At 66.5% G+C, this 21,243-nt stretch carries 21 protein-coding genes and 1 pseudogene; 4 read left to right on the top strand and 18 right to left on the bottom strand.

Features of this window, described 5'->3' with window-relative positions:
* From O6W96_RS16900 to O6W96_RS16825, 16 genes are all read right to left on the bottom strand, one after another.
* Complete coding sequence (locus O6W96_RS16900; protein ID WP_353470635.1) at nt 1-975, bottom strand: cell division protein FtsQ/DivIB; 975 nt, start codon at nt 973-975, stop codon at nt 1-3.
* Entirely contained in the window at nt 972-1,910 is a 939-nt protein-coding gene (locus O6W96_RS16895; protein ID WP_353470634.1) for a D-alanine--D-alanine ligase, read from the bottom strand. Before O6W96_RS16895 ends, O6W96_RS16900 begins: the two co-directional genes overlap by 4 nt.
* Nucleotides 1,907-2,911 (bottom strand): UDP-N-acetylmuramate dehydrogenase, encoded by a 1,005-nt coding sequence (murB, locus tag O6W96_RS16890; RefSeq protein ID WP_435372240.1) that lies wholly within the window; start codon nt 2,909-2,911, stop codon nt 1,907-1,909. The genes O6W96_RS16895 and murB overlap by 4 nt, the downstream gene beginning before the upstream one ends.
* Before the next feature lie 32 nt (nt 2,912-2,943).
* Nucleotides 2,944-4,362 (bottom strand): UDP-N-acetylmuramate--L-alanine ligase, encoded by a 1,419-nt coding sequence (murC, locus tag O6W96_RS16885; RefSeq protein ID WP_353470633.1) that lies wholly within the window; start codon nt 4,360-4,362, stop codon nt 2,944-2,946.
* On the bottom strand, nt 4,359-5,501 hold the full coding sequence (murG, locus tag O6W96_RS16880; protein WP_353470632.1) for an undecaprenyldiphospho-muramoylpentapeptide beta-N-acetylglucosaminyltransferase: 1,143 nt from the start codon (nt 5,499-5,501) through the stop codon (nt 4,359-4,361). Before murG ends, murC begins: the two co-directional genes overlap by 4 nt.
* Nucleotides 5,498-6,679: an FtsW/RodA/SpoVE family cell cycle protein gene (locus tag O6W96_RS16875; RefSeq protein WP_132739552.1), complete on the bottom strand. Its 1,182-nt coding sequence runs from the start codon at nt 6,677-6,679 to the stop codon at nt 5,498-5,500. Before O6W96_RS16875 ends, murG begins: the two co-directional genes overlap by 4 nt.
* A gap of 65 nt (nt 6,680-6,744) precedes the next feature.
* Nucleotides 6,745-8,145, bottom strand: a complete 1,401-nt coding sequence (murD, locus tag O6W96_RS16870) for a UDP-N-acetylmuramoyl-L-alanine--D-glutamate ligase (protein WP_353470631.1) — start codon at nt 8,143-8,145, stop codon at nt 6,745-6,747.
* A complete protein-coding gene (mraY, locus tag O6W96_RS16865; protein WP_056051331.1) occupies nt 8,142-9,212 on the bottom strand; it encodes a phospho-N-acetylmuramoyl-pentapeptide-transferase in 1,071 nt (356 codons plus the stop codon). The genes murD and mraY overlap by 4 nt, the downstream gene beginning before the upstream one ends.
* Nucleotides 9,213-10,604 (bottom strand): UDP-N-acetylmuramoyl-tripeptide--D-alanyl-D-alanine ligase, encoded by a 1,392-nt coding sequence (locus O6W96_RS16860; RefSeq protein WP_353470630.1) that lies wholly within the window; start codon nt 10,602-10,604, stop codon nt 9,213-9,215.
* Between the two features lie 133 nt (nt 10,605-10,737).
* Nucleotides 10,738-12,153 carry a UDP-N-acetylmuramoyl-L-alanyl-D-glutamate--2,6-diaminopimelate ligase gene (locus O6W96_RS16855; protein WP_353470629.1) on the bottom strand — a complete coding sequence of 472 codons (1,416 nt, stop codon included), beginning with the start codon at nt 12,151-12,153 and terminating at the stop codon, nt 10,738-10,740.
* 10 nt (nt 12,154-12,163) lie between these two features.
* Nucleotides 12,164-13,882, bottom strand: coding sequence for a peptidoglycan D,D-transpeptidase FtsI family protein (locus O6W96_RS16850; RefSeq protein ID WP_353470628.1), 1,719 nt, complete (start codon nt 13,880-13,882; stop codon nt 12,164-12,166).
* Nucleotides 13,879-14,577, bottom strand: coding sequence for a hypothetical protein (locus tag O6W96_RS16845; RefSeq protein WP_353470627.1), 699 nt, complete (start codon nt 14,575-14,577; stop codon nt 13,879-13,881). Before O6W96_RS16845 ends, O6W96_RS16850 begins: the two co-directional genes overlap by 4 nt.
* A complete protein-coding gene (gene rsmH / locus O6W96_RS16840; RefSeq protein WP_353470626.1) occupies nt 14,574-15,539 on the bottom strand; it encodes a 16S rRNA (cytosine(1402)-N(4))-methyltransferase RsmH in 966 nt (321 codons plus the stop codon). The genes O6W96_RS16845 and rsmH overlap by 4 nt, the downstream gene beginning before the upstream one ends.
* Nucleotides 15,536-16,063, bottom strand: coding sequence for a division/cell wall cluster transcriptional repressor MraZ (locus O6W96_RS16835; protein WP_353470625.1), 528 nt, complete (start codon nt 16,061-16,063; stop codon nt 15,536-15,538). Before O6W96_RS16835 ends, rsmH begins: the two co-directional genes overlap by 4 nt.
* A 420-nt stretch (nt 16,064-16,483) precedes the next feature.
* On the bottom strand, nt 16,484-16,723 hold the full coding sequence (locus tag O6W96_RS16830) for a hypothetical protein (RefSeq protein WP_353470624.1): 240 nt from the start codon (nt 16,721-16,723) through the stop codon (nt 16,484-16,486).
* Nucleotides 16,724-16,812: 89 nt separating this feature from the next.
* Nucleotides 16,813-17,781, bottom strand: coding sequence for a cysteine synthase A (locus O6W96_RS16825; RefSeq protein WP_353470623.1), 969 nt, complete (start codon nt 17,779-17,781; stop codon nt 16,813-16,815).
* A gap of 187 nt (nt 17,782-17,968) precedes the next feature.
* On the opposite strand from O6W96_RS16825, the gene O6W96_RS16820 reads away from it, so the two are divergent.
* The 4 genes from O6W96_RS16820 (at nt 17,969) to aat (ending at nt 20,232) form a co-directional block, all read left to right on the top strand.
* On the top strand, nt 17,969-18,139 hold the full coding sequence (locus O6W96_RS16820; protein ID WP_353470622.1) for a hypothetical protein: 171 nt from the start codon (nt 17,969-17,971) through the stop codon (nt 18,137-18,139).
* A 143-nt stretch (nt 18,140-18,282) separates the two neighbouring features.
* Nucleotides 18,283-18,666 carry a hypothetical protein gene (locus O6W96_RS16815; RefSeq protein ID WP_107962197.1) on the top strand — a complete coding sequence of 128 codons (384 nt, stop codon included), beginning with the start codon at nt 18,283-18,285 and terminating at the stop codon, nt 18,664-18,666.
* A gap of 109 nt (nt 18,667-18,775) precedes the next feature.
* On the top strand, nt 18,776-19,486 hold the full coding sequence (locus O6W96_RS16810; protein ID WP_353470621.1) for a ParA family protein: 711 nt from the start codon (nt 18,776-18,778) through the stop codon (nt 19,484-19,486).
* Complete coding sequence (gene aat / locus O6W96_RS16805; protein WP_435372236.1) at nt 19,483-20,232, top strand: leucyl/phenylalanyl-tRNA--protein transferase; 750 nt, start codon at nt 19,483-19,485, stop codon at nt 20,230-20,232. Before O6W96_RS16810 ends, aat begins: the two co-directional genes overlap by 4 nt.
* 35 nt (nt 20,233-20,267) lie before the next feature.
* On the opposite strand, the pseudogene O6W96_RS16800 reads toward aat, so the two are convergent.
* Together O6W96_RS16800 and O6W96_RS16795 are read right to left on the bottom strand one after the other, a co-directional pair.
* A pseudogene (locus O6W96_RS16800) lies at nt 20,268-20,501 on the bottom strand (DUF2155 domain-containing protein); the annotation flags it as partial.
* 197 nt (nt 20,502-20,698) lie between these two features.
* The gene (locus O6W96_RS16795) at nt 20,699-21,091 is read right to left on the bottom strand and encodes an NADH:ubiquinone oxidoreductase subunit NDUFA12 (RefSeq protein WP_093399499.1); all 393 of its coding nucleotides are present in this window, start codon (nt 21,089-21,091) and stop codon (nt 20,699-20,701) included.
* Nucleotides 21,092-21,243: the final 152 nt, after the last annotated feature.

The following is a 21,243-nucleotide window of genomic DNA, read 5'->3' as shown; positions in this document are numbered from 1 at the left end:
TCATCCCTCCCCGCCCGTTACGTTCGCGCCCGCCGTTTGCGACGGAGTATTCGTAGCCTCGCCCGTTGCCGGCGCGCTTGCCCCCGCGCTGGCAGGTGCCGGCACGTCGACGCTGTGCGCCAGGCTCGCGCCCGGCTTGCGCGCGACCAACTTGGTCGGATCGCGCATGTCGAACCGGATCCAGCCGCGCCCCAGCAGCGGTCTCGCCCCATCCAGTTCGGCGAACTTCACCAGCGCGCGCGGCGCACCGTCCTCGGGCAGCGCCAACGTCTCGCCGCTCTCGAACGTGAGATCCCAGCGGCGATTGCCGACCCAGGTCGCCGCCTTCACGCGCGGCTTGAGCGCAGGCGCGGCGGCGAGCAGCGTCTGGTACGACGCCTCCTGCCGATCCGCGCCCGGCCCGATCACCAGCGGCAGGTTCGGGATCGCATCGGGCTGGACCGGCTCCAGCAGCACGCCGGACGAATCGATCAGCGTCAACTGCCCATTGTCCTGCCACACCGCTGCAGGGGTCCGCTCGACGATATCGACCAGCATCGTGTTGGGCAGCCGCCGCGAGACATGCGCGTCCGCGATCCAGCCATAGCGCAGCAGTTTCTGCCGCACTGCCTCCAGATCGACCGACAGCATCGACGTCTGGTTCTGCTTGTCCTCCAACGCGACCGCATAGACCGACATCCGGTCCATCCGCTTGAGGCCCGTGACTTCGATCTGCTCGACCTTGAAGCCCGCACGCCCGGCACCCTCGGCCACCGCCGCGCCGATCATCCCCGGGATGCCGACCCACGTCGCCGCCGCGATCGCCACAGCCCCGCCCGCGCCCAGGATCGACCACGTCGCGATTTTCCGGAGCGTGTCCTCGCTGACCGGTAGCATCCCGACCAGCCGGTCCATCACCGACACCTTCTTGACCGCGACCTTCCGGCGCGGGGCGGGCCGCTTGGGCGGCGGACCGCGCTTGATCGTGCGGCTCATGGAGAAGGATGGTCCTGAAGCGCTTCGTCGACGATAGCCTGGACCAGCTCGGCATAGCTCATGCCGATATGCCGCGCCTGTTCGGGGACGAGGCTGAGCGGAGTCATCCCCGGCTGCGTGTTCACCTCGAGCAGGAACAGCCCGTCGACGCCGCGCTCGTCATCCCAGCGGAAGTCCGACCGCGACGCGCCCTTGCAGCCGAGCAACCGGTGCGCTTCGAGCGCGAGGCTCTTGCACGCATCGGTGATCTCGTCGGGGATCTCCGCCGGGCAGACGTGCACCGTCATCCCATCGGTGTATTTCGCGTCGTAATCATACCAGCCGCTCTTGGGCTTCAACTCGGTCACGCCAAGCGCCTTGCCGCCGAGCACAGCGGTCGTCAGTTCACGCCCACGGATATAGGGTTCGGCGAGCAATTCCTCGAACTCGCCCCACGGCCCGACGCTGTCGCGCGCGATCGGATTTCCGTAATTGCCGCTATCGGTGACGATCGCCACGCCGACCGAGGAACCCTCGTTGACCGGCTTCAAAACATAAGGCCGCGCCATCGGATCGCTCTCGAACAAGTCCGCCGACTTGACGATCCGCCCACCTGGCATCGGTACGCCCGCGGGAACGAGCAACAGCTTGGTCAGCACCTTGTCGATCGCGATCACCGACGTCGCGAGGCCGGAGTGGGTGTAGCGGAGGCCCATCAGGTCGAGCAGCCCCTGCACCGAACCGTCCTCGCCGGGGGTGCCGTGCAGCGCGTTGAACACGAGATCAGGCTGCGCCTCGGCGAGCTTGGCGGCAACATCCCGCCCCATATCGATCCGCGTGACCCGGTGCCCGAGCGACTCCAGCGCGTCCGCACAGCCATTACCTGACATCAACGAAACCTCACGCTCCGCCGACCAGCCGCCCATGAGCACCGCGATGTGAAGAGGACCGCTCACTGCTCCCCTCCCGCCTGCGGGAGGGGTCGGGGGAGGGGTTGATGGGAGATGCCGGTATCCAGACCGCCCTCCCCCGACCCCTCCCGCAGGCGGGAGGGGAGAGAGATGCCAACCCGCTGGATTTCCCATTCCAACGTCACCCCCGAATGCGCCTTCACCTTGTCCCGTACCTCTTCACCCAGCGCCTCGATCTCCGCGCTCGACGCGGACCCGAGGTTCAGCAGGAAATTGCAATGCTTCTCACTGACCTGCGCATCGCCGCGAGTCAGCCCCCGACACCCGGCCGCGTCGATCAACGCCCAAGCCTTGTGCCCCTCGGGATTCTTGAACGTCGACCCCCCGGTGCGCGAACGCAGCGGCTGCGAAGCCTCGCGCTCCGCCGCGATCCGGTCCATCTCCGCACCGATCACGGCAGGCTCGCCGGGCGTACCGGAGAAAACCGCTTCGACCACGACCACTCCCGCGGGCAGGTCCGAATGACGATAGGTGAACCCGAGCTTCTCGGCAGGCCAAATCTCCACCGAACCCTCCCGCGTAACCACGGTAGCCTCGACCAGAATATCGCTGACATCGCGACCATAAGCCCCCGCGTTCATCCGGACCGCTCCGCCGACAGTACCCGGAATCCCACGCAGAAACTCAAGCCCGGCAATCCCAGCATCCCGCGCGGCACTGGCAACGGTGATCCCCATCGCCCCCGCGCCCGCACGAACGCGGCCGTCCTCAACCGAAACCTTCGCCATCGCCTTAGGCAATCGCACAACGACCCCCGGCACGCCGCCATCGCGCACGATCAGGTTCGAGCCGACCCCCACGGGGAGGACGGGCGTCGAAGGATCGAGAGTCTTCAGCAGGTCGGCAAGATCATCAACGTCCGCTGGTCGCACAAGCAACTCAGCCGGACCACCGGTACGAAACCAGATAAAGTCGGCGAGTGAACCGCCCGCTTCGACCTTACCCCTAATGTTCTCCCGCGAAGGCGGGAGCCCAGTCTGGGTCACCGCCTTCGCGGGGACACAAGGTGCCGCAGAACTCACGCCAGCACCTTCGCGCGCTCGGCGGCGATCGCATCGGCCAATCCAGCCGCCCACTTCGTTATGTCGCCAGCGCCGAGACACACGACCATGTCGTCAGCCTCGATCGTCGCCGCCAACTCCACCGCCAGCGCATCCGCATCTGCGACCACACCGGCGAAACGGTGCCCGCGCCGCTTCAACCCCTCGACCAGAGCCGCCGCATCGACGCCCACCACAGGCGCCTCACCCGCCGCGTAGACCGGCGTCACCAGCACGCGATCCGCGTCGTTGAACGCAGTCTGGAAATCCTCCATCAGATTGCCGAGCCGCGAATAGCGATGCGGCTGCACGACCGCGATCACGCGCCCCTTCACGCCCTCGCGAGCCGCCGCCAGGACCGCGCGGATCTCTACCGGATGATGCCCGTAGTCATCGATGATCGTGACGCCCGCCACTTCACCAACCTTGGTGAACCGCCGCTTTACGCCGCCAAACTTCGCGAAGCCCTGCTGGATCGTCGCATCCGCAATCCCGAGCTCAAGCGCCACGCCGATCGCCGCCAGCGCATTCTGGACGTTGTGCCGCCCAGGCATCGGCATCTCGATCCCCGCAATCGTCCGCGTCGCGCCATCACGCTCGCGCACCACGCAATCGAACCGGTTGCCACCCGGTATCGGCGTAACCTCGACCCCGCGCACGTCAGCCTGCGCCGAAAAACCATAGGTCACAACCCGACGATCGCGCACCCGCGGCAGGATCCCCTGCACCTCCGGATGATCGAGACACAGCAACGCAGCACCGTAGAACGGCACATTCTCGACGAACTCGACGAACGCATCCTTCACCGCGTCGAACGAGCCGTAATGATCGAGATGCTCGGGATCGATGTTCGTGACGACCGCGATCGTCCCGTCGAGCCGCAGGAAGCTGCCGTCGCTCTCGTCCGCCTCCACGACCATCCAGTCGCTCGCGCCCAACCGCGCGTTCGAGCCGTACGAATTGATGATCCCGCCGTTGATGACCGTCGGATCGATGCCACCCGCGTCCAGCAAAGCCGCCACCATCGACGTAGTCGTCGTCTTCCCATGCGTGCCCGCCACCGCGACGGTCGACTTCAACCGCATCAGCTCGGCGAGCATCTCAGCCCGCCGCACCACCGGCACGCGCGCATTCAACGCCGCCTCGACCTCCGGGTTCGAGCGCACGATCGCGGTCGACACGACTACCACGGCGGCATCGCCGATGTTCGACGCGGCGTGGCCGATCGCCACCGGGATGCCCTTGTCCCGCAACCCCTGCACGACATAGCCCTCGGCCACGTCCGACCCCTGCACGCGGTAACCGAGGTTCATCATCACCTCGGCAATGCCCGACATCCCGATCCCGCCGATCCCGACGAAGTGGATCGTCCCGATATCCGTCGCGACGCCCTTCATGCGAACTGCGCCTTGAGCTTCGACGGCGCACCGACAGGGATACGCGACAGCGGCGCGTCCAGGCTCTCCACCAGATCGGCCAGATCGCTAGCCGCATTCGGCCGCCCGCAACTCCGCGCACGACCCGCTGCATTCTGCAACGCCGCCGGATCGAGCCCGAGTTTCTGCATCTGCTTGGCCAATTCCACCGCGGTAAAATCCCCCTGCGCGATCGTCCGCGCGCCGCCCGCCTTCGTGATCTCGCGCGCGTTCACCGTCTGGTGATCGTCGGTCGCACTCGGCAGCGGCACCAGGATCGCCGGACGCCCCGCCGCGGTCAGTTCCGAAATCGTCGAAGCCCCCGCACGTGCGATCACCAGATGCGCCCAGGCCAGTTGCTCGGGCATATCGGGCAGATACGTTGCCAGCTCGGCCGGAATATGATGCTCGGCATACTTGGCGCGCACCGCGTCGATATCCTCGATCCGCGCTTGATGTGTCACCTGCAACCGCCGCCGGAACGTCACCGGCAGCATCGCCAGACCATCTGGCACGACCTGCGACAGGATGCTCGCCCCCTGGCTGCCACCGGTCACGAGCACGCGAAAGATCCCGTCTTCCTCCAGCAACGGATACGGCCGCGAGCGCAACGCCAGCACCGCCTCCCGCACCGGATTGCCGACCAGATGCGCCTTGCCCAGCAGCTTCGGCGCGAGGCGCTCGGTCGGCTCGGACGAGGTCGCGATCGCGTCCACGCGCCCCGCGACGAAGCGGTTCACGCGTCCCAGCACCGCGTTCTGCTCATGCACCGCGGTCGGGATCTTGTCCGCGAACGCCGCCAGCAACGCCGGCAACGCAGGATAGCCGCCAAAGCCGATCACCGCGGCCGGCTTGAACGTCCGGTACAGCTCGCGCGCCATCGCCCGCCCGCGCCACACCTCGCGCGTGGCCCGAGCCCAACCAAGCGGCCCGCCGGTAAAGCGTCCAGCCGGCAAGACATGCGTCTGGATATCCTCGAACAGCCCCGGAAACCGCACGCCGCGCGCATCGCTGACCAGCGCGACGCGGTGGCCACGCTTGGTCAGTTCGGCTGCGAGCGCCGCCGCCGGGACCATGTGTCCCCCGGTCCCACCGGCTGCCAGGACATAATGCTTACTCATTCACCACTCCAGCGGACGACATAGGGGCTCCGCGTGAGAAACGGATTGCGCCGGGTAAACGCCAGCAGCAACCCCATGCCGACCGACAGCGCGATCATCGACGACCCGCCATAGCTGATGAACGGCAGCGTCATACCCTTCGAAGGTGCGAGGCCTGTGTTCACCGCCATGCTCACCAGCGCCTGCGCGCCGAACTGCGTCGCGAGCCCGGCGGAGGCGAGCAATTTGAATTCGTCCTGCTCGTCTAGCAGCTTGACGAACACGCGGACGACGATCGCGAGGAAGATCACCGCGATCACCGAGCACGCGATCAGCCCGAATTCCTCGCCAATTACCGAGAAGATGTAATCGGTATGCGCCTCGGGCAGCCCAAATTTCGCCGCGCCCGCGCCGGGGCCTGTTCCGGTCCAGCCACCCGCAGTCAGCGTATTATGCGCGGCATTCGTCTGGAAATGGTCGCCCGCGCCCTCGCCCTCGACCCCGGGAAACAGGAACGCATCGATCCGCGATCGCGCCACGCCGTAGAAGATATAAGCCGCGACCAGCCCGGCCGGCGCCATCGCCATCAGCCCGAACAGCACCTTTGCCGGCGTCCCCGCGATCATCAGCAGCGTCATCCATACCGTACAGAAGATGATCGTCTGGCCGAAATCCGGCTGCAGCATCAGCAGCACCGCGACGCCCGCAGTCATCGCGCCGGTGATCAGCACGGTCGGCAGCTCGGCATCCTTCGCCCGCAGCGACAACAGCCACGCGACCGTGACGATGAACAGCGGTTTCAGGAACTCGGAAGGCTGGAACTGTGCGAACCCGACGCCGAGCCAGCGGCGTGCGCCGTTCGCCTCGACCCCGATGAACGGCGTCACCATCAGCATCAGCACGAACAGCGCGCACCCGCCGATCGCCATCCGCCGCGCCATCGACACCGGCATCATCGACACGCCAAACAGCACGGGGAGCGACACGCCGACCCACATCAACTGCCGCCAGAAATAATAAAGTGGCGCAATCTTGTGATGCTCGCCCGAATAGCGGACCGCGCTCGCCGGCGACGCCGCCGCGACCGCGATCAGCCCGATCGCGATCAGAAACAGCGTCAGCAACAGCAGCATCCGGTCGATATCCCAGAACCACGTGCCGAGCGGCGACTGGTCGCCCCGCCCGCCGCGCCGCTTCATCTTCGCGACAATCCCGTTCTTCTGTCCGGACACACCCATATCCATGGTCCCAGCGCGCATATCGGTCATGCCAGCGACTCCACCGCAGCGCGGAACGCCGCCCCGCGTGCTTCGTAATCGCGAAACTGGTCGAAGCTAGCACAAGCGGGGGATAACAACACCGTGTCGCCGGGCTTGGCGTTTGCGGCGGCGGCTCGGACGGCAGCGTCGAGCGTGCCGACGTTCTCGACGGGCATAGAATCTTTCAAAATCTCGGCGAACTTCGGGCCAGCCTCGCCGATCGTGTAGGCGTGGACGACGTGGCCGAAGGCGGGCTTGCAGGCGTCGAGGTCGTCGCCCTTCGCGCGGCCGCCGACGATCCAGTGGACCCGGTCGAACGCAGCCAAAGCCGGCGCGGTGCTCTCGGGATTGGTCGCCTTGCTGTCGTCGACATAGGCAACGCCGCCATATGAGGCGATCTGCTCCATCCGGTGCGGCAGGCCTGTGAAACTCACGAGGCCACGGTCGATGTCGACCTCGCTTACGCCCAGCGCCTTGACCACGGCGATCGCGGCGAGCGCGTTCTGGGCGTTGTGCGGGCCCTGGAGCGTCGGCCAGCTGCTCTGATCCATGCACACGCCCGGCGCGATCTTGGTGAGGTGCTCGCCCTTCGCCGACAGCCCGCGCGCGATCTGCGCGGACGGCGCATCGCCGATGCCGATGACGGCGTCATGCTCGGCCGACTGCATCGCGAACAGCCGCGCCTTCGAGGCGGCATAGCCTTCGAAGCCGTCGTACCGGTCGAGATGATCCGGCGTGACGTTCAGCAACACCGCGACGTCGCAATCGAGCGTCTGCGTCAGGTCGATCTGGTAGCTCGACAGTTCGAGCACATAGACGCCGCCCTCGGGCAGCGCTTCCTGCTCGAGGATCGGCAGCCCGATGTTGCCGCCCATCAGCGTGGGGATGCCGGCGGTCTTGAGGATGTGGTGGACGAGCGCGGTGGTGGTGGACTTGCCATTGGTGCCGGTGATTCCGACGACCTTGTGCGGGGGGAGGTCGGCGCGGGCCTGCGCGAAGAGTTCGATGTCGCCGACGACGGGCACGCCGGCCACGCGCGCCGCGGCGGCGAGCGGGTGCGTGTTCAGCGGTACGCCCGGCGAGACGACAAACGCGTCGAAGGCCGAGAGATCATCCAACGGAGCGACGATCAAATCCTCCCCGGCACGGGGAGGGGGACCGCCAGCCGCAGGCTGGTGGTGGAGGGGGGCGTCCGCAAGCGCGACGCCTGGAACAATCCCCCCTCCACCAGCCGAGCTGGTCCCCCTCCCCGTACCGGGGAGGATTTCGTCACGCCGAGCCTCATCCGAATCCCAAGCAACAACGCTCGCCCCACCAGCAACAAGCGCCCGCACAGTCGCAACGCCCGACCGCGCGAGCCCCAGCACCGCATAGCGTTTCCCGCGCCACGCCTTCGCAACAATCACCGCAGCTTCAACGTCGAAAGGCCGACCAGCGCCAGCACCAGCGCAATGATCCAGAAACGGATCACCACCGTCGCCTCGGCCCAGCCGAGCTGCTCGAAATGATGGTGGATCGGCGCCATCCGGAACACGCGCTTGCCGGTGCGCTTGTAGAAGAACACCTGGATGATCACCGACAGCGCCTCGATCACGAACAGCCCGCCGATAATCCCCAACACGATCTCGTGATGCGCCACGACCGCGATCGTCCCCAGCGCGCCACCGAGCGCGAGGCTTCCGGTATCACCCATGAACACCGCAGCCGGCGGCGCATTGAACCACAGGAACGCAAGCCCCGCGCCGACTATCGCCCCGCAGAATATCGCCAGCTCACCCGCGCGAGGAACGTGCGGGATGCCGAGATAGTCCGCGAACTTCACGTTCCCGACCAGGTACACGATCACCATGAAAGCGACGCTGGCGATGATCACCGGCATCGTCGCCAGCCCGTCGAGCCCATCGGTGAGGTTCACCGCATTGCCGAACGACACGATCGTGAACGCCGCGAACACCGGGAAGAACCAGCCGAGATCGAGGTACATGCGCGAGGTGAACGGCAGGTACAGATGCGGACCGTTCTGCGACATGATGATCGTCGCGGCGACCCCGGCGATGATGAACTCGAGCAGCAACCGCGTGCGCCCGCTGATCCCCGCGGTGCTCGCCTTGCGCACCTTGTCATAGTCGTCGAGGAACCCGATCGTCCCGAAGCCGAGCGTCACGAACAGGCACGCCCAGACATACGGATTGCTCAGGTCCATCCACAGGAAGATGGCGAGGCACATCGAGGTCAGGATCATCAGCCCGCCCATCGTCGGCGTGCCGCGCTTCGACAGATGCGACTGCGGGCCGTCGGCGCGGATCGGCTGGCCCTTGCCCTGCCGCACGCGCAACCAGCCGATGAACTTCGGCCCGATGATCAGGCCGATGATCAAGGCGGTCGCCACCGCGCCACCCGTCCGCACCGTCTGATACCGGATGAGGTTCAGCAGGCCGGGAAACCCCAGATGCTCGGCGAGCCAGTACAACATTCAGTTAATCCCGCCTTTGAGGCCAGCCTGGAGACCCGCTACGACGCGCGCGAGGCCAACCCCGTTCGATCCTTTGACGAGCACGACATCGCCCGGCGCCAGGATCGTCCGTAACGACGCGAGCGCGGCCGCAGCGTCGCCCACATGGACGGTTTCGATCTGTCCCTCAAGCACCTGCGCTAACGGCGCCATCGCTTCACCGACGAGCAGCGCCATTTCGACGCGCGCGGCGAGAATCGGCTCGGCGAGGCCGGCGTGATAGTCATCGGAGCCTTCACCCAATTCGCGCATCTCGCCGAGCACCGCGATGTGCCGGCCTGGCTCATGGCCAAGGACGCTGAGCGTAGCGCGCATCGATGCGGGGTTGGCATTGTAGCTCTCGTCGATCACCACCGCTTGCCCGTCGCCAACCTCGACGAGCGACCGCGCACCGCGACCTTGCAGCCCACCGAGTTCGGCCAGTGCCAGCCCGGCGAGTCCGAGATCGCCTCCGGCCGCCTGCACGCACGCCAGCACGCCGAGCGCATTCGACACCCAATGCGCGCCCGGCTGCGCGATCGTGAAGCTCAGCTCATGCTCGGCCCCCTGCCCCATCCGCGCGGTAACGAACGTCCCGCCGGTCGGCAGCCGCATCGCCTCGATCGCGCGGACATCGGCGCCCTTCTCGCTGCCGAACGTGACGATATGATCGGCGTGCGGCGTGGCGTGGCCGAGCAGCCGATCGCGGTGCGGGCTGTCATAGGGCACGATCGCAGTCCCATCCGGTTCGAGCCCGGCAAATATCTCCCCCTTGGCATCGGCGATCGCGCTCTCGTCGAGGAAGAAAGCCGTATGCGCAGGCGCGATCGCAGTGATCATCGCGATGTGCGGCCGCACGAGTTGGGTCAGCTCGGCAAGCTCACCGGCATGGTTCATCCCCATCTCAAACACGCCGAACTTCGCGTCGCGCGGCATGCGTGCAAGGCTGAGCGGGACGCCGGTGTGGTTGTTGTAGCTCTTGACCGAGCGATGCACGTCGCCGGGCGCCGCGCGGTCGAGGCACGCGAACAGGGCCTCCTTCGCGCTGGTCTTCCCCACGGAACCGGTGACGCCGATGATCTTGGCGGTGGAGCGCGCGCGGCTGGTGCGGCCGAGTGCGTTTAATGCGGCAAAACTGTCCGCGACGAGGACGTGCGGGTGGTCGCAGGGTTCGGAGACGATCGCGCCGGCTGCGCCCTGGGCGAAGGCCTGGTGAATGAACCAATGCCCGTCGCCAAACTCCCCCTTCATCGCGATAAAGAGGTCGCCGGGACCGACCTCACGCGAGTCGAACGCAACGCCGCTGACGGAGAAGTCGCCTGACGCCACGCCACCGGTAGCGGCAGCGATCTCGACTGAAGTCCACAGACTCACTTCCCCCCCTCCCGCAAGCGGGAGGGGGTCGGGGGGTGGGCGCGCGCTGTCGACGAAGAGCAGCACCCGCCGAACCCGCGAGCCCACCCCCGGCCCCTCCCGCTAGCGGGAGGGGGGAAGAAGATAGCCACCCTCACGCCGCGCACTCCCGCGCGACGGTCACGTCGTCGAACGGCAGGACCATGTCGCCAACGATCTGTCCCTGCTCATGCCCCTTGCCCGCGATCAGCACGATATCCTCGGGCCCGGCCTCCCGCACCGCCGCACTGATCGCCGCACGCCGGTCGCCGATTTCCTCAGCCCCCCGCGCGCCCTTCAGGACGTCGCCACGAATCGCGCGAGCGTCCTCGGTCCGGGGGTTGTCGTCGGTGACGATCACGCGGTCGGCGTGTTGCACCGCGACCTGCCCCATCGTCTCACGCTTGCCGGTATCGCGATCGCCGCCTGCCCCGAATACCACGATGAGTTTGCCACCTGCGTGCGGCTTGAGCGCAGCGATTGCCGCTTCGAGAGCATCGGGAGTATGCGCATAATCAACGTACACCGGCGCACCCGACTTCGCGATCACCGCGCGCTCCAGCCGCCCACGAACGGGCTGCAACCGCGCGAGATTGGCGATCGTCGCGCCCACATCGCCACCGGTCGCAATCACCAGCCCCGCCGATACGAGCGCGTTCGCCGCCTGGTACGCGCCGATCAGCGGCAGAGTCACTTTGTACGTCCGGCCCTCGGCCTCAATCGTCAGCCCCTGCCCCAGCAAGGTCGGATCACGCCTCACCAGCCGCAACGTCTCGCCCTGCGTCCCCACCGTCACCAGCCGGTTGCCACGCTCGCGTGCCAGGTCGATCACCCTTGCCGATTGTGGATCGTCTGCCCAGACGACCGCGGCGCCGTCCGTCGAAAGCACTTCGGAAAACAACCGGATCTTAGCAGTGAAATACGCCGCCATGTCACCGTGATAATCGAGGTGATCGCGACTGAGATTGGTAAACGCCGCGGCGGCAACCTTGAGCCCCTCGGTCCGATACTGGGTCAGGCCGTGGCTCGACGCCTCGAACGCCAGATGGGTCACGCCCTCGCGCGCGAGCCCCGCCACATTCGACAGGAACGTCACAACATCGGGCGTCGTCAGCCCGGTCGTAACCCGCTCGTCCGCCGTCGTAACCCCCAGCGTGCCGATCGAAGCCGCATGAAACCCCGCCATCCGCCAGAGCTGCCGGGTCATCTCGACGCACGACGTCTTCCCGTTGGTCCCGGTAATCGCCACCGACGTCTCGGGAAACGGCGCAAAGAACTTCGCGGCCAGTTGCGCGAACCGCTCGCGGGGGTTGTTGTCGGCAATGTACGTGGCGCCCTCGACCGTCAGCCCCGGCCGAGCCACCACCGCAATCGCGCCCGAGCGGATCGCGTCCTCGATGAAATCCTCGCCGTTGACGCGTGCGCCTTCGAACGCGCCGAACACCGTGCCGGGCGCGACCTTGCGGTGATCGATCGCGAACCCCGTCACCTGCGCCTCTTCCGTCCCGTCGGTCAGCGCTGCGAGTTTCATGCAATAGTCCTCATTGCCCGGTCGGCTGTGTACGCGACGGGTCCTGCCACAAAGTCGGCAGGATGTCAGACACGTCGATATCGCGGTGCGCGTCGGGCACGACGCCCAGAATCGCACCGACGCGCGAGATCGTGCGGCCGACAACCGGTGCGGTGTTCCATGCCGCGGTCTTCCACCCGGCGGTTTCCTTCGTGCCGAGCGGCGAATCGAGCATCGCCAGCACGACATAGCGCGGCGCATCCATCGGGAATGCCGCGGCAAACGTCGCCACGTTGCGCGAGTGATCGTACCCGCCCGACACGGCCGCCTCGGCCGTCCCGGTCTTGCCACCGACGCGGTAGCCCGGTGCATCGCCCTTGCGCCCCGTACCGCGCTGCACGATCAGCCGCAGCATCTGCCGCATCCGCGCGCTGGTCTGCTCGCTGATCACCCGGCGCCCGACCGGCGCATGCCCCGGCGCGACCTTCAGCAACGTCGCCGGCCGCCAGATCCCGCCATTGACCAGCGCCGCATACGCGCTCGCCAGATGCAGCGGGGTCACCGCGATGCCGTGGCCATAGGCGGTGGTCATCGTCGTCGTCCGCGCCCAGTATTTCGGCCACAACGGACGGCCCTTCTCGCGCAGTTCGATATCGGGCTTGGTATCGAAACCAAGCTTCTTGAACATCGCCTGCATCTTCGCGGGCCCGACCTCGTCGGCCACACGTGCGGTGGCGATGTTGGACGAATAGATCAGCGTCTCGGCCATGTTCAGCCAGCGCTTCGGATCGCCGCGCTCGTCGTGGATCGTGAAGCGGCCGACCTGGAGCGGATGAGTCGCATCGAAGCGCCGCGCGAACGACGTCACCACACCGGTGTCCATCGCGGTCGCCATCGTGATCGGCTTGAACGTGGAGCCAAGCTCGAACACGCTCTGCGTCGTGATGTTGCGGAGCTGTTCGCTGCCCGACATGCCGACGCGGTTGGGATTGAAGGTCGGCAGCGAGACCATCGCAATCACTTCGCCGGTCGCCACGTCGAGGACGATGCCGCCAGCGCCGCGCGCGGAAAACGTCGTCATCGCGCGACCGAGTTCGCTTTCCATCGCCGCCTGGACGCGGTTGTCGAGCGACAGTGCGACCGGCGTGCCGTTGAGCGCGGGGTTGGTCAGCCGCTCGTCGAGCACGCGCTCCATCCCGCTCATGCCGTGGCCCGCGGTCGACAGGAAGCCGAGCGCATGCGCCGCCATCGTCGACTGCGGATACAGCCGCTGCGTATCGCGGTCGAATACGATCGCCGGCTCGCCGATCGCGTTGACCTGCTCGACCAGCGCCGGCGACGCGCGCCGCTGGAGATAGATGAAGCTCTTCCCCGACGTCAGCAGCGCATAATAATGCGCCTGGTCGCCCGCCTCGGGCATCAGCGCGGCGAGCTTGCTGGCGATCTCGGTCGGGTCGCCGATCAGCTTCTTCGGGTGCACCGCGATCGTCCACGCATCGATCGTCCGCGCGAGTGGCGCGCCGTTACGATCGACGATGTCGCCCCGCGCCGCGATCGCCGCCGAGCGCGCCTGCGGATCGGCGAGCGACGCCTGTACCGCCAGCATCCCGAGCCGCCCGACCACCACCAGCACCGCTGCTCCGAACAGGAACATCAGCATCATCAGGCGCGTGTGCGCCGTCGCCACCAGTGCATGACGCTGGTTGGCGCTACGTTGCTGCGAGACGGGCCGGGCGACCAAGGCGGTCACCGCCGCTTACGGCTCTCTGAGCGGGCGCCGCTCATGATGTCGCCCAGCGTCGTGTCGGACAGAAGCTTGCGGTCGAGCATCGCGACCGCCTGCGGCCGGACCTTGGCAACGGCAGCGAGGCGCTCGGTCTTGGCAGCACGGACGAGCGCGGCCTCGGCGGAGCGCGGCGTCGACACCGACGCGCGGATCACGACCGGCTTGAGCGCGGTCTTTGACGCGGCCTGGATCGCGACGTTCATCGCGCGCGGCGCGCTGACCTGTGCCATCTGGACCGGGGCAACGGGGGCAAGCTTCACGACTGGCGGAGCAGCGGTCACCGGCACGATCGACGTGGAGACGACGGACCCCGCCCCCGACGGCACCAGCAGCGCGGCGGTCTGGACCCCGTCCGCGCGCAGGCTGTTGACGTCGAGCGCCGCGAGCGCGGCCTCGCTCACGACGAACTGGCCCGCGGTCGGCGCCGACAGTGCCAGCGTATCGCCATTCCAGCGCTCGAGCTGCGCCAGATTGCCCCGCGTATCGAACTCGGTCTCAAGCGCGCGGATGTCGCGCTGCGCGGAGCGTATCTGACCATTGACCGCCTCCAGCTTCTTGCGCTCGGCAGCGACCTGCAGCGACACGAGGTAGAAACCGAGCACGACGGCCACGCAGCCCCCGAACCAGCCCACACCCTTCATCCGATACGCCGCCGTCATGTCGTCACCTCTTCCGTCCAAGGTTGCGCGGAGGTCCGCCGCGCCGTCCGTAATGTCGCCGAGCGCGCACGCGGGTTGCGTGCGATCTCGGCCTCGCCGGCGCGAACACCGCGGCCGACATGAGAAAAACTAGGTTCCGCAACGGCTTTCACCTGCGGAAGATGACGCGAACCTGAAGGCGATCCCCCGGACCGCGTGCGCAGGAAGCGCTTCACCATCCGGTCCTCGAGGCTGTGGAACGTCACGATGGCCAGGCGTCCGCCGGGCTTCAGCACGCGTTCAGCCGCGAGCAATCCGTCGGCGAGTTCGCCCAGCTCGCGGTTCACGTGGATCCGGATCGCCTGGAACGCCCGCGTCGCGGGGTCCTTCTTGTCATGCGCCTTGTAGCCGAGCGCGCGGCGGACGATGTGCGCCAGCTCGCCGGTCCGCGTCAGCGGGCGCGCGGCGACGATCGCCCGCGCGACACGCCGCGACTTGGGCTCGTCGCCATATTGATACAGCACGTCGGCAATCTCGTTCTCGTCCGCTTCATTGACGAAGTCCGCCGCCGACATGCCGGCCTGCGCCATCCGCATGTCGAGCGGGCCATCCGACTGGAACGAGAAGCCGCGCTCGGCCTGGTCGAGCTGCATCGACGACACGCCAATATCAAGCGTGACGCCGTCCACCGGCGCGAGGCCACGCGTCTCGAGCTCGGACGCCATCGCCGAGAAGTCCGCGGCAATCAGCGTCAGGTCTTCTTCGGCTTCTTCCATCGGGCGACCATTGGCGATCGCGTCTGGATCGCGGTCGAACGCGACGATCCGCGCGCCCGACTTGAGCAACGCGAGCGTATAGCCGCCCGCGCCGAACGTGCCGTCGACCATCGTCTCGCCGGGCTCAGGGGAAAGCGCGGCCAGGACTTCGTCGAGCAGGACGGGGATATGCGGGGCGGACGTGTCAAAGACGGGGGGCGTGCTCACAGCTCCACCCCCTTCTCGGCCATGTAGAAGCGCGCCATCTCCTTGACGACGGGGGGCATGCCGTCGGTGGCGATCAGCGTCGCGGGGTCCCAGATCTCGATGTAATCGAGCACGCCGTAGAAGAACGCATGGCCCTTGATGCCCGCATAGAAGCGCGGGAACGCGGGCATGATGAAGCGACCGGAGCCGTCGAACGGCACCGCTTCGCCGGACGCGGCGGCGCGCTTGATATTGTAGTCGTACTCGCCGTTCTCGGACGTGTTCTCGGATTCGCGACGATCGAGGCGCTCGGCGAGGATGTCGACGTAACCGGGATCATACGCGACCAGGCAGCGATTCTTCTGATGCGCGCCGATGATGATGGTCCCGCCGTCCTTGCCGTTCGCCTTGGGAGCATTCGCCGAAAGCGTGGTGCGGAGTGCCGAAGGGATGGCTACCCGGCCCTTGTCGTCGACAAGGCCGATACCGTCTCCTTGATAGCGACCCCGTACCGACACGCCAAAACCCTTCGAACTGGCGCGCACGCTTCACCGCGTCGAAAAGCAGCCATCGCTACGTTTCGACCGCGTTTTCAGCGAACGATGAAAATGCCCCTGTATTAACCTCCATCTACCATAGCGCTTCGGGGACGCAACGGGATTTTTGGGGATTGGACGGATTCGACGCCGGTTTCGATGCTCAGTTTGGGGGAATCTGCGGGCGAATTGAATGTGACAGTACTTAGCAGTCGTCATGACTGGGCCAACACGGGGATCGACTGAAGGACACACTCGCTTCGGAGGCGAAGGAGGCTAACGCCCAAGGTTCAGTGCAGGGCGCTCTCGCTTCCCAGGAAGGGAGCGGTTGGACGTGTATCGGCCCGATCAACCAAAGCAATCATGCAACGTCCGACCCGACGCCGCCCGTTGTCGGCAAGCGGGCAGGGTGCAGCATCGTGCCAGCTGTTACTGCGCGGGGGCTTGCACGTTCGCGCTAGGTGCTACGCCCATCTCGGCGAGAGGTTCACCCGCACCGGCGGCTTCGGTGACGTTCGAAACACCCATGTTCGCCACCACGTCGGCCTGCGCGGTACCCGCAGTCGCCACAGGCCGCTCGCGATTCGTAGACCCGATGATCGCGCTGGCGAGACCGATCAGCAACACGACCGCGGCGAGGCCAATCATGCCGACCTTGATGCGCTGCATGGTCTGGGAGGGTTCGTGAGGTGACTTCATCTTGCCCCATTCCGATACCCGACTGCCGCGCCCGTGTCGATTCTCGGAAACCAGACCGCTCAAGCGAGCCCCTTCGTTTGGCGCCATTCGGGATCGTAGAGCGTCGAAAGATAGCGGAATCCGGTGTCGCACAGGATTGTCGCGATCCGCTTGCCGGGTCCCAGATGTTTCGCCAGTGCCACCGCACCGGCGACGTTAATCCCGGACGACAGCCCCAGGCAAAGCCCCTCCTCGTCGAGCAGGCGACGGACCCAGGCATAGCCTTCCTGGTCGGAAATCCGGAACTGCGTATCGATCGGCGCGCCCTCCAGATTAGCGGTGATACGCCCCTGCCCGATTCCCTCGGCAACCGAAGATCCTTCCGCCTTCAGCTCGCCATGCGCGTAGTAATTATACAGTGCGGCGCCATGTGGATCGCTGAGTGCGATGCAAACGCCCTCGTCCTTTGCCTTAAGCCCAAGCCCGACCCCGGCGATCGTCCCGCCGGTTCCCGCCGCGCAGGTGAAGCCGTCAATCCGCCCTTCCATCTGCGCCCAGATCTCCTCGGCAGTCCCGACGATATGCGCGCGGCGATTGGCGGTGTTGTCGAACTGGTTCGCCCAGATCGCGCCCGGTGTCTCCTCGGCGATCCGCCGCGAGGTATGGACGAAATGGCACGGCGACGAGAATGCCGCAGCGGGGACCAGTACCAGTTCGGCACCCAGCGCGCGCAAGGTGTCCATCTTCTCACGGCTCTGCGTCTCGGGCATGACGATGATCGTCTTGTAGCCCTTGGCGTTTGCCACCAGCGCGAGGCCGATGCCGGTGTTGCCCGCAGTGCCCTCGACGATCGTCCCGCCGGGCTGGATCAACCCGCGCCGTTCCGCATCCTCGACGATGAACAATGCGGCGCGATCCTTCACCGACGCACCGGGGTTGGCGTATTCGCACTTGCCGAAGATGTCGCAGCCGGTCGCATTGCTCGGCCCCTTCAAGCGCACGAGCGGAGTATTGCCGATCAGGGCCAGCGTATCAGATGTCGTTTGCATGCCTGCTATGTGGCGCGGCACCCCCCCGGGAGCAAGCGAGCGAAAGTTTGCGCCGTTAAATCGGCGTGCCCTCACGGGTATCACCACGACCGAAACTCCGCGGCGCCATCCCATTGCACCACGCCGCGGAAGTCTAGATAATATGATCCATGTTAGCCGAGCGATTCGGATGCAGGAGCAGGATGCCGTGAAGAACTATCTGCGTGCTCAAGCGCTGCTGAAGGAAGCTTCGGCGGTCATGGACGCGGCCGGCGATACGTTGATCGCAGCGCATATAGCGACGCCGCTCGCGTTGATCGAAGAGCGACTTTGCCGGCCGGACAATCTGGTCAATCGCAACCCGCCAAGCTGCGAATGAAGTCCGCGCCGCCTCCGGGTACAGAAGCAGCGCAACTCGATGTCCCGGCTCGCCAGGAACGGCTCCCCGTTCATCGCTATCGAGCCGTAGCGGAAACCATAAGCCTTGACGCCCCATGTTGCATGCGCGAAGCGCTGATCACTATGAAGATCCTCCCCATGACCGCCGTCGCTGCGCTGCTCGTGCTGGCAGCCTGCAACTCCAAGCCCGCGTCGCCCGAGGTGCTGGATAGCAATCCCGATCCGATGGCGAATACACTCGCGAACGCCGCGCCGGTCGAGCTGCCGCCCGCGATCAAGTCCGAGGCAACGCTGCGTTGCAAGGACAACAGCCTGTTGTTCGTGACGTTCTTCCAGGGCGACAAGCAGGCCGTCGTCAAGACCAAGAAGGATGGACCCGCGACGACGCTGAAGTCGGACGTTGCCGGTGCGCCGAAGACCGCCGAAGGCGGCTGGTCGATGACCGGTAGCGAGACCAACGTCACGCTGACCGCGCCCGGCAAGTCCGCCCAGACCTGCCACGCGTAAGTCTTCGACGTCTTATTTGTTCTGAAACGGCCGGCGGATCATCCGCCGGCCGTTTTTCTTTACGCCGCGCACCCTTGCCCTGATCGTCGCAGACCGGCACGCTAGACCGATGGCAACCGTTGCGATCTACAGCCTCAAGGGCGGCGTCGGGAAGACGACGCTTTCGGTGAACCTGGCGTGGTGCGCCGCAACCTTGTCCGCCCGGCGTACGCTTCTGTGGGACCTGGATCCGCAGGCCGCCTCGACCTGGGTACTCGGCGGCAGCGGCAAAGCCGATCAGGCACAGGCGATGTTCTCGAAGGACGTCCCAGTTGCCAAGCAGGCGCGGCCAACCGCGTACCCCCAACTTGAGCTGATCGCCGCCGATGCGTCGCTGCGCGGCCTGGACCAGCTGTTTCACGAACTCGACAAAAAGAAGCGCCTGGCCAAACTGCTGTCCGAACTCGCCGCCTACGACCGCGTGATCCTGGATTGCCCGCCGGGCCTGACGGAGACCGCGGACCAGGTGATGCGCGCCGCCGACCTGATCGTGATTCCTGTCATCCCGTCCCCGCTTTCGACCCGCGCATACGACGCGGTCGTTCAGCACCTTGGTGGCCGCACATCGCTGCTTCCGGTCCACGTGATGGTCGACAAACGCCGCGCGCTGCATGCAGAAGCGCTGGCACGGCACTCCGACTGGCCAATCATCCCGATGGCGAGCGGAATCGAGGCGATGGCGGCCAAACGCGCGCCGGTCGGCGTATTCGCGCCAAAGTCGGCCGCCGCGCAGGCGTTCGCCGATCTTTGGCGCCGGATCGAACACCGGCTCGTCGGATGAGCGAAATGCTGGATCCGAAGAATGAGCTGGACCCACAACTCGTCCTCGGCGCCTATTCGGTAGGAGTGTTCCCGATGGCGGACAGCCGGGACGCCGCCAGCGTCTATTGGGTCGAGCCTCGCCGCCGCGCTGTCCTCCCGCTCGACGGGTTCCAGGTTTCGCGGTCGCTCAGGAAGACGATTGCCGCCGACCGTTTCCAGGTTACCGTCGACACGGCGTTCGAGCGTGTCGTGCAGCTTTGCGCGGAGAGCGTTGGAGGCCGCCCCGAGACGTGGATCAACGACAGCATCGAACGCGTCTTCCAGACGCTCCATGTCATGGGGTTCGCGCACTCGGTCGAATGCTGGGACGGCGGCAAGCTGGTCGGCGGGCTCTACGGCCTGTCGCTCGGCCGCGCGTTCTTCGGTGAAAGCATGGTCAGTCGCGCTACCGACGCGTCGAAGGTCGCGCTTGCGCACCTCGTTGCACGACTTCGCACGGGTGGATTCACACTGCTCGACTGCCAGTTCCAGACCTCGCATCTCGCCTCACTCGGCGCGATGGAAATAGAGCGCGCGGATTACGTCGCGTTGCTGGGCGCGGCGTTGGATGGTGCGCTAAAGCCATCGTCCGCCGCCGGGGCCATATCCGCTGCCGGCGACTTCCGCGCGCTCGATCGCTTGGCGGGCAAGGCTTCCGCGACCGGTGCCGTATCCGGCCCGGTCTCGGGGAAAGTCATCGCACAGCTCTTGGTCCAAACGTCGTAGATCGGGTGCTGCACCGCGTTCAGCGCGGGACGTTCCTTGTAGAGCCAGCCCGAAAACGTCCGCCGCCAATGTGCGTCGACGCCGCGCACAAGCACCTGGACGAACGCGCCCGTCAGCTGCTCCTGCTCCCATGGCGCGGTCTGCTCGCAGGCGCGTAGGCGCAGCACCACGTCGCCCATCCGGGTCGCCTGTCCGGGTTTCAGCGTAACCTCGCGCGTTTCGCCATTTCGCTTGTTGAGCAGGCCGATCACCGCCACCCGCTGGGCCATCGGCGTGCCGCCATTGGCGACCGCGGCTGCACCAGTATCGATCGTCTCGATCGAGGAATCGATCGAATCGTCCGCGCCGGGCAGGTCCTGCTGGACCGTCGCGACCGACGTTGCAGGCGTGGTCAGCGCGCGGTATCCGAACCAGCTGCCCACCGCTAGCGCCACGACCAATACGGCCGCGGCGAGCCAGCGCATCATCACCCTTCGGGCGTCCACGCTTCGTAATCGCCCGTCGCAGCGGCACGGTGACCACCCTTTTCGAGCGCACCGGCAGGACGATAGGCCAGCGCGGTACCGGTCATGTTAGGCACGGCCGGCTTCTGCCAGGCCCGGATCGGCGGCAGCGCACGATCGGGCACGTCGTCGACCTGGTGATGCAGCCAACTGAACCACGCCGGCGGCACGCGGCTCGCGTCGGTCGCGCCCTGATAGATGACCCAGCGGCGCGGGTTGCCTGCCGTGTCCTTGCCACCCTGGTAATAGACGTTGCCAAGCGCGTCCTCACCCATCTTCGCCATGCTGCGCAGGCCGAATTTGGTGCCGAGGGTGGCGCCGTTCCACCACGTGAATGTCGATGCGAGAAAGCCCATGGCTGGCGCTTACCGCGAGTGGGGGCGGGCTTCAACCTCGATGATGGGTGGAGGACTGCTGATCCTCCCCCGCAAGGGGAGGTGGCGCCGAAGGCGACGGAGCGGGAGGACACGGAACCGAACGTGTCGCGGCCCTCCCCCTCCGTCAGGCT

It is taken from the genome of Sphingomonas faeni, assembly GCF_040407495.1.
Classification (GTDB): Bacteria; Pseudomonadota; Alphaproteobacteria; order Sphingomonadales; family Sphingomonadaceae; genus Sphingomonas; species Sphingomonas faeni_D.
The sequence above is the reverse complement of the archived record's forward strand: the minus strand, read 5'-3'. Positions and strand labels throughout refer to the sequence as shown.

Coding starts and splice junctions, on each gene's coding strand:
- O6W96_RS16900 (WP_353470635.1), bottom strand. CDS start 975: ATGAGCCGCACGATCAAGCGCGGTCCGCCGCCCAAGCGGCCCGCCCCG.
- murC (WP_353470633.1), bottom strand. CDS start 4,362: ATGAAGGGCGTCGCGACGGATATCGGGACGATCCACTTCGTCGGGATC.
- murG (WP_353470632.1), bottom strand. CDS start 5,501: ATGAGTAAGCATTATGTCCTGGCAGCCGGTGGGACCGGGGGACACATG.
- O6W96_RS16875 (WP_132739552.1), bottom strand. CDS start 6,679: ATGAAGCGGCGCGGCGGGCGGGGCGACCAGTCGCCGCTCGGCACGTGG.
- mraY (WP_056051331.1), bottom strand. CDS start 9,212: ATGTTGTACTGGCTCGCCGAGCATCTGGGGTTTCCCGGCCTGCTGAAC.
- O6W96_RS16855 (WP_353470629.1), bottom strand. CDS start 12,153: ATGAAACTCGCAGCGCTGACCGACGGGACGGAAGAGGCGCAGGTGACG.
- O6W96_RS16845 (WP_353470627.1), bottom strand. CDS start 14,577: ATGACGGCGGCGTATCGGATGAAGGGTGTGGGCTGGTTCGGGGGCTGC.
- O6W96_RS16830 (WP_353470624.1), bottom strand. CDS start 16,723: ATGCAGCGCATCAAGGTCGGCATGATTGGCCTCGCCGCGGTCGTGTTG.
- O6W96_RS16825 (WP_353470623.1), bottom strand. CDS start 17,781: ATGCAAACGACATCTGATACGCTGGCCCTGATCGGCAATACTCCGCTC.
- O6W96_RS16815 (WP_107962197.1), top strand. CDS start 18,283: ATGAAGATCCTCCCCATGACCGCCGTCGCTGCGCTGCTCGTGCTGGCA.
- O6W96_RS16810 (WP_353470621.1), top strand. CDS start 18,776: ATGGCAACCGTTGCGATCTACAGCCTCAAGGGCGGCGTCGGGAAGACG.
- aat (WP_435372236.1), top strand. CDS start 19,483: ATGAGCGAAATGCTGGATCCGAAGAATGAGCTGGACCCACAACTCGTC.
- O6W96_RS16795 (WP_093399499.1), bottom strand. CDS start 21,091: ATGGGCTTTCTCGCATCGACATTCACGTGGTGGAACGGCGCCACCCTC.